The sequence below is a fragment of the Lentzea sp. genome, from assembly GCF_035525475.1.
Lineage (GTDB): Bacteria > Actinomycetota > Actinomycetes > Mycobacteriales > Pseudonocardiaceae > Lentzea.
The window spans coordinates 1-14,078 of record NZ_DATLEC010000234.1 but is presented as its reverse complement, the minus strand read 5'-3'; the positions used below and the strand labels follow the sequence as shown (position 1 = coordinate 14,078).

Here is a 14,078-nt window from a genome sequence, read left to right as displayed (position 1 = left end):
CGTCTGGCCGCGAATTCGCCCGGCGGCGTTCTGGGCCACTAGACCGCGTCCGCGATCTCCCTGACGGCCTCCCGCAGGCGGTCGGGCGACAGGGACGCGTATCCCAGCGCCAAGCCGGGCCACATCGGCGTGCGCGTGTACTGCGCCAACGCCCACACGTGCACCCCGCGCTCCTCGAGCCTGCTCTTCAACGCGAGGTCGTCCGTCCCGTCCGGCATGCGCAGCACGACGTGCAGCCCGGCCGCGACACCGATGGGCTGCCATTCCGGCAGGTGCTCCGCCACGGCCTCCAGCAACGCATCCCGCCTCTTCCGGTAGAGCGCGCGCGTACGCCGCAGATGCCGGTCATAGCCGCCTGTCCGCAACAGGTGCGCGAGCGCGGCCTGCGGGATCGTGCCGGTGCCCATGTCGTTGTACTTCTTGCGTTCCACGATGCCCTCGCGCAGCCGTTCCGGCACCACGAGCCATCCGAGGCGCAACGCGGGCGAGAGCACCTTGCTCGTCGTCCCCTGGTACACCACGTGCTCGGGCGCCAGCGCCTGCAACGCCCCCAGCGCCGGCCTGTCGTACCGGTGTTCGGCGTCGTAGTCGTCCTCGATGATCAACGCGTCCCGCTCGCGCGCCCACTCCACGAGCGCGCGACGCCGTTCCGGGTGCAGCACCACGCCGAGCGGGAACTGGTGCGCGGCGGTCACCAGCACGGCGCGGCAGTCCGTTTTGGACAGAAGATCGACCCGGATCCCCTTGTCGTCCACCGGAATCGGCACGGTCTCCAGCCCGTGCGACCGCAGCATGTCCTCGGCGCCGACGTGACTGGGCTGCTCGATCGCGATGCTGCCGCTCAGGAGCCGTGCGGTGAGCTGCAAGCCGTCCGCCGCGCCGTTGGTGATCACCGCGTCCTTCGCGACGACCGCTCGCACACGGGCCAGGTAGTCGACGATCTCCTTGCGCAGCCCCAGGAACCCGGCCGGGTCGGGGTAGGCGAGGTCGTCGTCGGGAAGCTCGGCGAGGGCTGCCCGATGGGCGGCAACCCATTCGGCACGTGGAAAAGCGCCCAGTGCGGGCAGCCCAGGCCGCAGGTTGTAGCGCCACCGCTGCGGCGGCTCCGGCACACCGGACGCGCCGGCCGGTCCGAGGCTCGCGACCGTCGTCCCCGAACCGCGCCTGGTGGTGAGGTAGCCCTCCGCCACGAGCTGCGTGTACGCCGACGTCACGGTCCCGCGTGCCACCCCGAGCTGCGCCGCGAGGTCCCGGCTCGACGGCAGCCGCGTGCCCGGCACGAGCCGCCCGTCGCGGATCGCACGGCGCAGCTCGGCCTCCACCCCGCGCCGCCGCTGGTGCCCCGGCAACAGCAGTTCGCGAAAAGTGGTCCAGTTCGTGGCCATTGAAGTGGAGCTTAAACCTGGACCAGTCGAACGCAAGGCTCTGAACCATGAAAATCGGGGTGGCCGCGGGAGCGATAGCGGCAACGATCGTCGGCGCGTCTGTGCCGATCACGGGCATGCTGGAGGGCTATCCGGTCCTGACCGGTCAGGCCATGCGCTACGCACTGGGTGCGGCCGTGTTGCTGCTGGTCGCACGTCGGTTACCCATGCCGTCGTGGCGTGACATCCCGCCGTTGCTGGGCGTGGTGGTGTCGGGGATGCTCGGCTTCAACGCCCTATTGCTCGCCGCACAGCAGTACGCGGAACCAGGCTTCGTGGCCGCCGTGATGGGCGGCGCCCCTATCGCGCTGGCGTTGCTCTCACGCAAGCGCACCACCTCGGCCGTTGTAGGCGCCGTGGTGGTGGCGGCAGGCATCGTGCTGTTGTCCGGCGGCGGTTCGTGGCACGGCCCCGGCCTCGTGCTCGCGCTGCTCACGTTGGTCGGCGAAGTCTGCTTCACGCTGTTCTCCGTCGGAGTCGTGGGCAGGCTCGGCGTGCTGGGCGTGGCCACCTGGACCTGCCTGTTCGCCACGGTGATCGGCGCGGTTCTCGGCACGTTCGTCGGCGGTTGGCAGGTGCCGGACGCACGGCAGACGTTCGCACTCGTGCTGCTGGCGACCGTCGTGACCGCTCTGGCCTTCGGGCTCTGGTACTTCGCCGTCAACCGGTTGGGCTCCGGCCGCGCCGGGGTGCTCATCGGCCTGATGCCGGTGTCCGGTCTGGTGGCGTCCGTGTTGCTGGGCGCACAGCAACTCACGCTCGTGTCCGCCCTCGGCGCCATCACGGTCGCACTCGGGTGCGTCATCGGTCTTCGCGGGCCTCAGACGGCACAAGAGCCGCCCGCCGACCTCGCAGTCGAACGGGCGGCTCCCAGCGTCACGTGAGGTCGGGCCCTTGCGAACGCAGGTCGTCCACGCGGGACATCGCGTCCCGCAGCTCATCGAGCCACGAGTCGGCGTGCTGGCCGACCAGCCGCACGGCCCACGCCAGCGCGTCGGCACGTGAGCGGGCCACGCCGGCGGCGACCAGGGTGTCGAGCACCTGGCGTTCCGGCTGGCGCAGGCGCGTCATCACCGGGACGGCCAGGTGCGTGAACAGCTCACGCGTGCCTCCCTGGACGGCGCCCCAGGCCACCTTGCGGCCGTAGCGGTGCTCCGCCTGCCGGGCGATCTCGATGCGCTCGTCCCGCGTCTCCTCGCGCCAGCGGGCGATGCGGCCCGACTCGGCAGCCGCCCGCGACGCGTCGTCGAACTCGCCCTCCAGGTCGGCCAGCGTGCCGACGACCGTGATCTCCTCGCGGTCGACGACCACCTCGGGCGCGCCCGTGAACCAGGCGTCGGGCAGCCTGCCCGCGAACCACGCCGCCGCGTCGTCGGCGGAGGGCAGGTCAGCCTGCTGCCACCCGCCTCGTCCTCGCCATCCACGTCCCATTTCAACCACCCCTGATTACATGATTACGTCGTTACCGACGTTACGCCTGCAATCAGTCAGAGGGTGTTCGCCGTCAGTGAAGTGACCAGCGCATCCACCGAGGCCACCGGCATGTCGCACACATAACCGCGGCACACGTACGCGGCAGGGGCCTCGTCGAGCAACGGACGGTCTTCCAGCAACGGCACGGACGACGGTTCTCCGGCCACGACGACGCCGCCTCCGGGCACATGGGCGACCGCCGCCGCCCACAGCGACTCACGGCGCGGGTCGTCGGCCGCACCCACGACGGCCACCTGCAGCGGCCCGGCGACCACCGTCTCGGCGACGGTCAGCCAGTGGCCGGCGAACCGCGGCGCACGCGCGGCCAGCAGTCCAGCGCGCGTCACGGCCGCCGAAGCCGCCTCCAGGTAACGCGAAGAGCGGTCGGCGCCGGACAGCAGCGACGCCGTCACCAACGCCGAAGCCAGCGAGGACGCGCCGGACGGCGACGCGTTGTCGGTCGAGTCGGCGGGACGGCGCACCAATGCCTCGGCGTCGTCGGCGGTGTCGTAGTAGGCGCCCGGCGAGTCCGGAACGGCGAACCGCGCGAGAGCCGTGTCCAGCAGCCCGCACGCCAGGTCGAGCCACCGGATCGACCCCGTGACCTGGTGCAACGCAAGCAGGCCGTCGGCGAGGCAGCCGTAGTCCTCCAGCACGCCGAAGGACTGCCCGGCCACGCCGTCCCGCGAGGTCCGCAGCAGCCGGCCCTCGACGAGGTGCACGGAGGCCAGCAACGACGCCGCCTCCGAGGCCGCCGCGATCCACGAGGGCTCCCCGAAGAACGCTCCCGCCTCGGCCAGCGCCGCGATCGCCATGCCGTTCCAGGCCGCGACCACCTTGTCGTCACGACCGGGCTGGGGCCGTGCGGACCGCCGGGCCAGCAACGAGGCCCGCACGTCCTCCCCCGGCTCCGACACGAACCGCAGCGTCGACTTGCCGTCCTCGAAGTTCGGTTCCTCGGTGACGCCGAAGGCCGCCGCCGCGTCCCCCAGCTCCTCGGAGGACCACACGTAGGTCAGGCCCTCGACGCCATCGGTGTCCGCGTCCAGCGAAGCCGCGAAGCCGCCTTCACCGGTGCGCAGGTCCCGCAGGAGGAACGACGCGGTGTCACGGGCGACGCGCGCGTAGCGTTCCGAACCGGTGACCCGCGTCAGGTGCGTGTAGAAGCGGAGCAGCAACGCGTTGTCGTACAACATCTTCTCGAAGTGCGGCACGACCCACGACGCGTCGACGCTGTACCGCGCGAAGCCGCCGCCGAGCTGGTCGTACATGCCGCCGTTCGCCATCGCGTCGGCCGTCGCGGTCGCCATCGAGATCGCCTCGACCGAGCCGGTGCGCTCGTGGTGGCGCAGCAGGAACTCCACGACCATCGACGGCGGGAACTTCGGCGCGCCACCGAAGCCGCCGTTGCGCCGGTCGAACTCGCCCAGCAACGACACGACCGCGCCCGCCAGCGCGTCCGAGTCCACAGTGGATGGGGGAAGCGGCGCGGCGTGCCGGGACATCTCGTCGACCACGGCGGAGGCCGACTGCAGGATCTCGTCCGGGCGCGAGGTCCACGTGGCCGACACGGCCTCGACGAGCTGCCTGAACGACGGCATGCCCGGTCGTGGCGACGGCGGGTAGTAGGTGCCCGCGTGGAACGGACGCGCGTCCGGCGTCAGGAACACCGTCATCGGCCACCCGCCGTGGCCGGTCATGGCCTGCGTGACCTCCATGTACACGGCGTCCACGTCGGGACGTTCCTCGCGGTCCACCTTCACCGACACGAAGTGCTCGTTCAGGTACGCGGCGACGTCGGGGTCCTCGAACGACTCGTGCGCCATCACGTGGCACCAGTGGCAGGCCGCGTACCCGACGGACAGCATCACCGGGACGTTGCGCCGTCGTGCCTCCGCGAACGCCTCCTCGCCCCACGGCCACCAGTCGACCGGGTTCTCAGCGTGCTGCAGCAGGTACGGGCTGGTCGCGTCCGCGAGTCGGTTCGCCATGCCATCCACACTAAATGGGCAGCGCGGACAGCGACTCTCGATCAGACTCGTGCGCGTGCTGCTCACCATGACCACCACCCACCAGCCGGCGACCGATCTCGGTCACCTGCTGCACAAGCACCCTGACCGGGCCCAGTCCTTCACGACGAGCTCGGGTGTCGCGCACGTCTTCTACCCCAAGGCGACGCACGACGAATGCACGGTCGCACTCCTGCTGGAGGTCGACCCCATCGCGCTGGTGCGAGGTCCCGGCAGCACGCTCACCCAATACGTCAACGACCGGCCGTACGCGGCGGGGTCGTTGCTCACGGTCGCGCTCGGCACCGTCTTCCGCACGGCCATGAACGGCCGCAGCGACAGCTTCCCCGAGCTCGCCCGGACGCCGATCCCGCTGGTCATCCGCATTCCCGCGCTGCCGCACCGGCTCGCGGAACGGCTGTTCACGCCCCTCGGCTGGACCGTCGAGACGACCGGTCACGGCGACTCGCGCTACGGCGACGTGACGCTGACCGGCACGCTCAGGGTCAGCGACGCGCTGAAGCACCTGTACGTGCTGCTGCCCGTCCTCGACGGCGGCAAGCACTACTGGGTCGCGGCCGACGAGGTCGACAAGCTGCTCAAGGCCGGTGACGGCTGGCTGGCGGCGCACCCGGACAAGGAGCTGATCACCACCAGGTACCTCGCCCGCAGGCGCCCGCTGATCACCTCGGCCCTGGAGCGCCTCGCGGACGTCGACGAGGTCGAGCCGGAGGAGCTCGACAACGCGCTGACCGAACCGAAGATCTCCCTTGCCGCACAGCGCAAGGAGGCCGTGGTCCAGGCGTTGAAGGACGCACGGGCCAAGCGCGTGCTCGACCTCGGCTGCGGCGGCGGGGCGCTGCTGCGCGTGCTCGTGAACGAACCCGGGTTCACCGAGATCCACGGTGTCGACGTGTCCGCGAAGGCGTTGCAGGAGGCCGCGCGCAAGCTGCACCTCGACCGCATGGGCGAGCGGCAGCGCGAGCGGATCACGTTGCGGCAGTCGGCTTTGACGTACGCCGACAGCGCGCTCGCGGGGTACGACGCGGCGGTGCTGATGGAGGTCGTCGAGCACGTCGACCCGTCGCGCCTGCCCGCGCTGGAGCACTCGGTGTTCGCGGTCGCGAGGCCGCGCACGGTGCTGGTGACCACGCCGAACGTGGAGTACAACCCGCTCTTCGAGACGTTGCCGGAGGGCCAGATGAGGCATTCCGACCACCGTTTCGAATGGACTCGGGCAGAGTTCGCGGAATGGGCCGGCGGCGTGGCCGCACGCCGTGGCTACGCAGTGCGTTACGTGCCGATCGGGCCGGAGGACGCCGAACGCGGCGCTCCGACCCAGATGGCCGTTTTCAGCTCGAAGGACGTGAACTGATGGAACTGAAGATCCCCGACCTGTGTCTGGTGGTGCTCGTCGGCGCCTCCGGTTCGGGCAAGTCCACGTTCGCGCGCAGGCACTTCCTCCCCACCCAGGTGCTGTCGAGCGACTACTTCCGCGGGCTCGTGTCCGACGACGAGAACGACCAGTCGGCGTCCGCGGCGGCGTTCGACGTGCTGCACTACGTGGCGAGCAAGCGGCTGGAGGCCGGCCGCGTCACCGTGATCGACGCGACCAACGTGCAGGCTCCCGACCGGGCGAGGCTGGTCGAGGTCGCGAGGAAGGCCAACGTGCTGCCGGTCGCGATCGTGCTCGACACCCCGACCGAGGTGTGTCTGCGGCGCAACGCGACACGTCCCGACCGCGACTTCGGCGCGCACGTCGTGAAGCGGCACCGGGCCGCGTTGCGGCGGTCGTTGAAGTACCTCGGCAAGGAGGGCTTCAAGCGCGTCCACGTGCTGCGCTCCGAGTCCGAGGTGGACAGTGCCACCATCGTCTACGAGAAGCTGCTCAACGACCTGAGGCACGAGACCGGCCCGTTCGACGTGATCGGCGACGTGCACGGCTGCCGCGCGGAGCTGGAGGAGCTGCTCACCGAGCTCGGCTACACCCTGGTCCGCGACGACGAGGGCCGCCCCGTCGACGCCGTGCCGCCGGAGGACCGCAAGGCCGTCTTCGTCGGTGACCTCGTGGACCGCGGACCGGACACGCCCGGCGTGCTGCGGCTCGTGATGGGCATGGTCGGCAACGGCCACGCACTGAGCGTGCGCGGAAACCACGAGGAGAAGCTGGTCCGGGCGTTGCGCGGCCACAAGGTGACGGTCCGGCACGGGCTGGAGAAGTCGCTGGAGCAGCTCGCGCACGAGTCCGAGGAGTTCCGCCTGGCCGCCACGAGGTTCTGCGACGGCCTGGTCGCGCACTACGTCCTCGACGGCGGCAACCTCGTCGTCGCGCACGCCGGTCTGCCCGAGCGCTACCACGGCCGTGCGTCGGCGAAGGTGCGCAGCTTCGCGCTGTACGGCGACACGACCGGCGAGACCGACGAATTCGGACTGCCGGTGCGCCTGCCGTGGGCGAACGACTACCGCGGCGCCGCGATGGTGCTGTACGGCCACGTCCTGGTGCCCGAGGCGGAGTGGGTCAACAACACCATGTGCCTCGAGACGGGTGTGGTGTTCGGCGGGAAGCTGACCGCGCTGCGCTACCCGTCGCGCGAGATCGTGTCCGTGAAGGCGCACCAGACCTGGTACGAGAACAGCTCGCCGTTCCCTCCCGGGGCCGTCGAGCGCGCACCGGACGTGCTGGCGCTGACCGACGTCACGGGCCTGCGCCGGATCGAGACGTCGGTGATGGGCGCCGTGACGATCCGCGCCGAGCAGTCGGCTTCGGCGCTGGAGGTCATGAGCCGGTTCGCGATCGACCCGCACGACCTGCTGTACCTGCCGCCGACGATGGCGCCGACGGCGACCTCGCAGCGCGACGACGTGCTGGAGCACCCGGAGGACGCCTTCGCCGAGTACCGGGCGGCCGGGGTCTCGCAGGTGATCTGCGAGGAGAAGCACATGGGCTCGCGTGCGGTGTTGCTGGTGCGCGAGGAAGGTGGCGCGATCTACACGCGCACCGGGCGCGCGTTCTTCGGCGGCGCGCTGGGTGACGCGTTGCTGGATCGCGTGCGTTCGGCGTGCACCGGACTGTTCGAGGAGCTCTCCACGGACTGGCTGCTCATCGACGCGGAGCTGATGCCGTGGAACGCCAAGGCGTCCGGGCTGATCCGCGAGCAGTACGCGGCGGTCGGCGCGGCGGCGAACGGCGCGCTGCCGGTCGCGGTCGAGGCGCTGGGGACTGCGGCCGCCCGCGGTGTCGACGTCGCGGACCTGCTGGCCCGCACGTCCCAGCGCGCCGCGAACGCTTCGGCGTACAGCGCGGCCTACGAGCGGTACTGCTGGCCGACCGACGGGCTGGAGGGCGTGCGGATCGCGCCGTTCCAGCTGCTGGCGGCCGAGGGGCGGACGTTCCACGACCGGTCGCACCTGTGGCACCTGGAGACGCTGGCGAAGCTGGAAGGGCCGTTGTTCCAGCAGACCCGGCACCTCGTGGTCGACGTCGGTGATCCCGAGCAGGTCGCGGCAGGCGTGAAGTGGTGGGAGGGGCTGACGGCGGACGGCGGCGAGGGAATGGTCGTCAAGCCGCTGGCGAACCTCGGCGGACGGGTGCAGCCGGGCGTGAAGGTCCGCGGGCGCGAGTACCTGCGGATCATCTACGGCCCGGACTACACGCAACCGGAGAACCTCTCGCGGCTGCGCAAGCGCAGTCTCGGCCGCAAGCGCGGACTTGCCCTGCGCGAGTACGCGTTGGGCATCGAGGCACTGGAACGCGTCGCGCGCGGCGAGCCGCTGTGGCGCGTCCACGAATGCGTTTTCGGTGTGCTGGCGTTGGAATCGGAACCGGTGGACCCCAGGCTGTGATTCTTGAAGTGATCATCGGCTCGCACGCCTACGGGCTCGCGAGCGCGGAGTCCGACGTGGACAGACGCGGTGTGTTCGTCGCGCCCACGGAGGCGTTCTGGCGCCTGGAGAAGCCCCCGACGAGCATCGAGGGGCCGGAGCCGGAGCGGCTGAGCTGGGAGGTCGAGCACTTCTGCGGGCTCGGCCTGAAGTCGAACCCGACCGTGCTGGAGACGCTGGTGAGCCCGCTGGTCGAGATCAGCACGCCGCTGGGAGAGGAGCTGCGGGACCTGCTGCCCGCGTTCCTCTCCCGGTACGCGGTGCGGGCGTTCACGCGCGCGACGGAGACGCAGCTGTCGCGCGCCGGCCGCAACCTCAAGCCGAAGCAGCTCATGCACGTCGTGCGGCTCCGGCTGGTGGGCCTGACCCTGCTGCGGACCGGCCGCTACGACATCGCCGCCGACCGGACGCTGCTGAAGATCCGCGACGGGTCGATGCCGTGGGACGACGCGGTGGCGTGGGCGCACCGGCTCGGTGATGAGATTGCCACCGCGGAGGGCCCGTTGCCGGAGGAACCGGACCGGGCACGCGTCGAGGACTGGCTGGTTTCCGTGCGCAGGAGGTCGTTGTGAGTTACGAGGTGCCCGACCTGAGCGAGGTCGTGGCCGAGCAGTCCCATGGCCTGCTGTTCGCGACCGTGTCCGGCGCGCACCTGTACGGGTTCCCGTCCCGCGACTCGGACGTGGACCTGCGCGGCGTGCACGTCCTGCCGCTCGCCGAGGTCCTGGGCCTGCGCAGCGGACCGGAGACGAAGGAGCGGATGTGGGTGCGGGACGGGGTCGAGATCGACCTCGTCACCCACGACGTGCAGAAGTTCTGCAGGCTGCTGACCCGCCCCAACGGCTACGTGCTGGAGCAGCTGCTCTCGCCGCTGGTCGTGCACAGCACGGACGCGCACCGGCAGTTGGTGGACCTCGCCGCCGGGTGTCTCACCTCACGGCACGGGCACCACTACCGCGGGTTCGCGGCGACGCAGTGGCGGCTGTTCGAGAAGACCGGCGAGATCAAGCCGCTGCTCTACACGTTCCGTGCGTTGCTCACCGGCGTGCACCTGCTGCGCACCGGCGAGGTGAACGCGCACCTGCCGACGTTGCTGGAGAAGCTCGACGGACCGGACTACCTGCCGTCGCTCATCGAGGCCAAGGCCCTCGGCGAGCACCGCGGGCTGGCAGGCCTGCCCGACCGGCCCGCGCCCGAACGGCTGGAAGCGGACCTCGCGCACTGGCACGAGCAGCTCGCGAAGGCACGGGAGGCGAGCGACCTGCCCGTGGACCCGCCCGCGTTCGAGGCGGTCCACGACTTCGTCGTCGCTACCCGGCTGAGCTAGTCCTTCTTGGTCTCCGAGGCGGCCCCGGAGGGCTTCTCCTCCGCGGCCGGCTCGTCGAACGACGCCGGCAAGCCCTTGATGTGCTTGTTCATCGACTTCACGAGGAAGAAGACGGCGATGAAGAAGACGATCAGCAGGACGAGGCCGACCGGGGAGGACTTGCCGAAGTCCTCACCCTGGCCGCCCTTGTCGTCGTTCGTGTTCGACGGCTGCACGGCGACGAACGCCACCGTGCTGCCGAGGTCGAATTCAGGGGAAAGCACCCCTAGACCTTAACTCCGGCGAACAGGTCGTTCTCCGGCAGCGTCGAGTCCACCTGCGAGCGCACCAGCTCGTACTCCTCGGTCGGCCAGATCTCCCGCTGCATCTCCATCGGGATGGCGAACCAGCGGCTGGTCGGGTCGATCTGGGTGGCGTGCGCCTTCAGCGCCTCGTCACGCACGTCGAAGTAGTCCGCGCACTCGACCCTGGTGGTCACGCGGTCCATGACGTCGGGACGGTCGGCGCTCCAGTTCGCGAGCCACTCGGTGTACGGCGACTCGATGCCACGAGCCTCCATCGCCTCGTGGAAGGCCAGGATCTTCGCGCGCGAGAACCCGTGCCCGTAGTAGACCTTCCGCGGCTCCCACGCCTCGCCCAGCTCGGGCTGGTACCCGGGGTCCGCGGCGGCGTCCAGAGCTGCCATCGAGACCTCGTGCGTGCGGATGTGGTCCGGGTGCGGGTAGCCGCCGTTCTCGTCGTAGGTGACGACGACGTGCGGGCGGAAGTCGCGGATCGCCTCCACCAGCGACGGCACCGACTCCTCCAGCGGCACGAGGGCGAAGCACCCCTCGGGCAGCGGAGGCAGCGGGTCGCCCTCCGGCAGGCCGGAGTCCTTGAACCCCAGCCAGCGGTGCTGGATGCCGAGGATCTTGGCCGCGGCGGCCATCTCCTCGCGGCGGACCTCGATGATGTTCTCGAGCACGTCCGGCTTGTCCATCGCCGGGTTGAGAATGCTGCCCGCACCACCGTCGGTGCAGGTCACGACCATCACGTCGTGACCTTCCGCGATGTAGCGGGCCATCGTGGCCGCGCCCTTGCTCGACTCGTCGTCGGGATGTGCGTGCACTGCCATAAGGCGCAGCTTGTCGGCCATACCCCCGTGGTCCTCCTGTGTGAGCGGTCCTGCGACACTCAACAACTGAACGTCGGCCACCATTGTTCCCCAGAGACTGAGGAGGGCGCGGGAAGTGGCACAACGCGCGCTCCCGGCGGGGCGGTACAGCAGGCAGGGCGGCAAGCCGCTCGCCAAGTGGGCCCGGTGGGCGTTACTCGCTGTAGCCATCGCGGTCGGTGCCCTGGTCGCCTTCGTCGGTTACCGAAATCTCGGCACAAAGCCGATCGAGGCGAAGCAGACGGCGTTCACCATCCTCGGCGACGACCGCGTAGAGGTCAGTTTCGAGGTTTCCCGAGATCAACCGGAGCGTGCGGCGGTCTGCATCATTCGGGCCCGGTCCGAGGACGGGGACGAAGCGGGCCGACGTGAAGTTCTCGTTCCACCGGGAAATTCGCTCGTCGTCGAGACAACAGTTCTCCGGAGCTCGAAGCCGCCGGTCACCGGCGAGGTCTTCGGGTGCTCCTACCAGGTTCCCCCCTACTTGTCCACGAGCTAGCGGCCAAGCGGGTGATCTGCGTTTTGAACGGCGGGATTGGGAACAAATCGCCGTCGCTGAGCGTTGTCTCCGTGTTACTGTTGCAGCTCAAGCACGGCCCCGGCGCGGGCCGTGTTTTTCCGTTCCGGGCCCACGGCCCGGGAACTATCTGGCGCACACGCGTGCGCCAGAGCAAGACGAGGAGTTGGTGACCGTGAGCGACACCCAGGTGACCTGGCTGACCCAGGAGGCCTACGACCGGCTCAAGGCTGAGCTGGACGAACTCATCGCGTACCGCCCGGTCATGGCTGCCGAGATCAACGCCCGCCGCGAGGAGGGCGACCTCCGCGAGAACGGCGGCTACCACGCGGCCCGCGAGGAGCAGGGTAAGCAGGAGGCGCGGATTCGTCAGCTGCACGAGCTGCTCCAGGCCGCCAAGGTCGGCGAGGCCCCCACCACGAAGGGTGTCGCGGCGCCGGGCACGGTGCTCACGATCCGTTACGACGGTGACGACGAGACGGAGACCTTCCTGCTCGCCACCCGCGAAGAGGGCGCGCACGGCGAGATGGAGGTCTACTCCCCGCTGTCGCCGCTCGGCAAGGCGCTCAACGGCGCGAAGGACGGCGAGACCGTTCAGTACGAGCTGCCCAACGGCAAGCTCCAGAAGGTCACGCTGATCTCGGCTGTCCCCTACGCCGGGTAACACGACGACGTTGTCGAAGGGGCGGTCACCGCGGTGACCGCCCCTTCACGCGTTCCAGGAGAGGCCGCACGCGTGGGGGCACCGGCGTCGATAGCGCGATCGAGGTCGACAGCCGGCGCACGTGCGGGACGTCGACGATGTGGTCGACCACGCGCTGCAGGTCCGCGTTCGACCGTGCGACCATTCTCACGAAGAGATCTCCCTGACCCGTCGTCGCGTGCACCTCGCACACCTCGCTGATCGCGGCCAGTCCCTCGCACACCTCGGCCCGCCGCCCCTGCGCGATCTCGACGACCGCGAACGCCGTCAGCCCGTAGCCCATCGCGCCGAGGTCGAGCGCCGGCGGGAACCCGGTGAGCACACCTTTGTCCGTGAGCCGGTCCAGCCTGGCCTGCACCGTTCCGCGCGCGACGCCGAGTCTTCTGGAACATTCGAGGACGCCCAGGCGCGGCTCGTCCGTCAAGAGCAGCAACAGCTTCGCGTCGAGTTCGTCCACGGGCTGGTCAGAGTGCTCACTCTGCTGGTCGTTGGGCACAGATCACTGTACAAATCGTGCAGTAATTTCGTCGACTATTGCTCACCCTGCTAGGTCGACTCATGCTGATGAGCATGACGCAGCAGCTTGACGACGTGAGCTACGACCAGCTCAGGCAGCTCGTGGGCTTGGTCGACTACGACGCGACCAAGGACCCATTCCCCGTGCGCGCCATGGACGCCGTGGTGTTCGTCGCGGGCAACGCCACGCAGACCGCGTGGCTCTACCAGGTGGCGTTCGGCATGGAGCTCGTGGCCTACGCGGGCCCCGAGACCGGCCAGCGCACCCACAAGTCGTTCGTGCTGAAGTCGGGCTCGGCCCGCTTCGTGATCCACGGCGGCGTCACGCCCGGCTCCGAGCTCCTCGACCACCACCGCCGCCACGGCGACGGCGTCGTCGACCTGGCGCTGGAGGTCGGCGACGTCGACCAGTGCATCGAGCACGCCCGCAAGCAGGGCGCGACCGTGCTGGAAGAGCCGCACGACGTCTCCGACGAGCACGGCACGGTCCGTCTCGCGGCCATCGCGACGTACGGCGAGACCCGCCACACGCTCGTGGACCGCTCTCGCTACACCGGCCCCTACCTGCCGGGTTACATCGCTCGCACCTCCACCGTGAAGCGGCCGGAGGGTGCGCCGAAGCGCCTGTTCCAGGCCGTCGACCACTGCGTCGGCAACGTCGAGCTCGGCAAGATGAACGTCTGGGTCAAGTTCTACGAGGATGTGATGGGGGTCCGGAATCTGATCTCGTTCGACGACAAGGACATCTCGACCGAGTACACGTCGCTCATGTCGAAGGTCGTCGCGAGCGGAAACGACCGGATCAAGTTTCCGATCAACGAGCCGGCGGCAGGCAAGAAGAAGTCGCAGATCGACGAGTACCTCGAGTTCTACCGCGGGCCGGGCGTCCAGCACCTCGCGATCGCGACGAACAACATCGTCGAGACCGTCACCGCGCTCCGCGACCGCGGCGTCGAGTTTCTGCGCGTGCCCGCGACCTATTACGAGACCGTCCTCGATCGGGTCGGCAAGATCGACGAGGATCTGGCGCCGCTGCAGGAGCTCGGCATTCTGATCGACCGGGACGACGAAGGC

14 protein-coding genes are annotated in these 14,078 nt (G+C 69.8%); 8 read left to right on the top strand and 6 right to left on the bottom strand.

Annotated elements, in window-relative coordinates; all coding sequences use genetic code 11:
- Window positions 1-38: 38 nt before the first annotated feature.
- Window positions 39-1,385: a PLP-dependent aminotransferase family protein gene (locus VM306_RS35305; RefSeq protein ID WP_325522732.1), complete on the bottom strand. Its 1,347-nt coding sequence runs from the start codon at window positions 1,383-1,385 to the stop codon at window positions 39-41.
- A 47-nt stretch (window positions 1,386-1,432) separates the two neighbouring features.
- On the opposite strand from VM306_RS35305, the gene VM306_RS35300 reads away from it, so the two are divergent.
- On the top strand, window positions 1,433-2,308 hold the full coding sequence (locus VM306_RS35300; protein WP_325522730.1) for a DMT family transporter: 876 nt from the start codon (window positions 1,433-1,435) through the stop codon (window positions 2,306-2,308).
- On the opposite strand, the gene VM306_RS35295 is transcribed toward VM306_RS35300, so the two are convergent.
- Together VM306_RS35295 and VM306_RS35290 are read right to left on the bottom strand one after the other, a co-directional pair.
- Window positions 2,301-2,855 carry a hypothetical protein gene (locus VM306_RS35295; protein WP_325522728.1) on the bottom strand — a complete coding sequence of 185 codons (555 nt, stop codon included), beginning with the start codon at window positions 2,853-2,855 and terminating at the stop codon, window positions 2,301-2,303. The two genes, VM306_RS35300 and VM306_RS35295, sit on opposite strands and share 8 nt — an antisense overlap.
- A 56-nt stretch (window positions 2,856-2,911) precedes the next feature.
- Entirely contained in the window at window positions 2,912-4,888 is a 1,977-nt protein-coding gene (locus VM306_RS35290) for a thioredoxin domain-containing protein (RefSeq protein WP_325522726.1), read from the bottom strand.
- A 55-nt stretch (window positions 4,889-4,943) separates the two neighbouring features.
- Here VM306_RS35290 and VM306_RS35285 point away from each other — a divergent pair, with 55 nt between their 5' ends.
- From VM306_RS35285 to VM306_RS35270, 4 genes are read left to right on the top strand one after another with little or no spacing between them, the layout of a single operon-like run.
- Window positions 4,944-6,281, top strand: coding sequence for a 3' terminal RNA ribose 2'-O-methyltransferase Hen1 (locus VM306_RS35285; protein WP_325522724.1), 1,338 nt, complete (start codon window positions 4,944-4,946; stop codon window positions 6,279-6,281).
- A complete protein-coding gene (locus VM306_RS35280; RefSeq protein ID WP_325522722.1) occupies window positions 6,281-8,749 on the top strand; it encodes a polynucleotide kinase-phosphatase in 2,469 nt (822 codons plus the stop codon). The genes VM306_RS35285 and VM306_RS35280 overlap by 1 nt, the downstream gene beginning before the upstream one ends.
- The gene (locus VM306_RS35275) at window positions 8,746-9,360 is read left to right on the top strand and encodes a nucleotidyltransferase domain-containing protein (protein WP_325522720.1); all 615 of its coding nucleotides are present in this window, start codon (window positions 8,746-8,748) and stop codon (window positions 9,358-9,360) included. Before VM306_RS35280 ends, VM306_RS35275 begins: the two co-directional genes overlap by 4 nt.
- Window positions 9,357-10,115, top strand: a complete 759-nt coding sequence (locus tag VM306_RS35270; RefSeq protein WP_325522718.1) for a nucleotidyltransferase domain-containing protein — start codon at window positions 9,357-9,359, stop codon at window positions 10,113-10,115. Before VM306_RS35275 ends, VM306_RS35270 begins: the two co-directional genes overlap by 4 nt.
- Here the strand turns inward: VM306_RS35270 and VM306_RS35265 are convergent.
- On the bottom strand, window positions 10,112-10,345 hold the full coding sequence (locus VM306_RS35265; RefSeq protein WP_325522791.1) for a hypothetical protein: 234 nt from the start codon (window positions 10,343-10,345) through the stop codon (window positions 10,112-10,114). The two genes, VM306_RS35270 and VM306_RS35265, sit on opposite strands and share 4 nt — an antisense overlap.
- 35 nt (window positions 10,346-10,380) lie before the next feature.
- A complete protein-coding gene (gene mca, locus VM306_RS35260; protein ID WP_325522716.1) occupies window positions 10,381-11,250 on the bottom strand; it encodes a mycothiol conjugate amidase Mca in 870 nt (289 codons plus the stop codon).
- A gap of 94 nt (window positions 11,251-11,344) precedes the next feature.
- Here mca and VM306_RS35255 point away from each other — a divergent pair, with 94 nt between their 5' ends.
- Both VM306_RS35255 and greA read left to right on the top strand, forming a co-directional pair.
- Entirely contained in the window at window positions 11,345-11,767 is a 423-nt protein-coding gene (locus VM306_RS35255; RefSeq protein WP_325522714.1) for a DUF4307 domain-containing protein, read from the top strand.
- 187 nt (window positions 11,768-11,954) lie between these two features.
- A complete protein-coding gene (gene greA / locus VM306_RS35250) occupies window positions 11,955-12,449 on the top strand; it encodes a transcription elongation factor GreA (RefSeq protein ID WP_325522712.1) in 495 nt (164 codons plus the stop codon).
- A 25-nt stretch (window positions 12,450-12,474) separates the two neighbouring features.
- Here the strand turns inward: greA and VM306_RS35245 are convergent, their stop codons facing one another.
- On the bottom strand, window positions 12,475-12,945 hold the full coding sequence (locus VM306_RS35245) for an Lrp/AsnC family transcriptional regulator (RefSeq protein ID WP_325522710.1): 471 nt from the start codon (window positions 12,943-12,945) through the stop codon (window positions 12,475-12,477).
- A gap of 113 nt (window positions 12,946-13,058) precedes the next feature.
- On the opposite strand from VM306_RS35245, the gene hppD reads away from it, so the two are divergent.
- Window positions 13,059-14,078: 4-hydroxyphenylpyruvate dioxygenase (gene hppD, locus VM306_RS35240; protein WP_325522708.1), on the top strand; the 1,020-nt coding region annotated here is incomplete at its 3' end.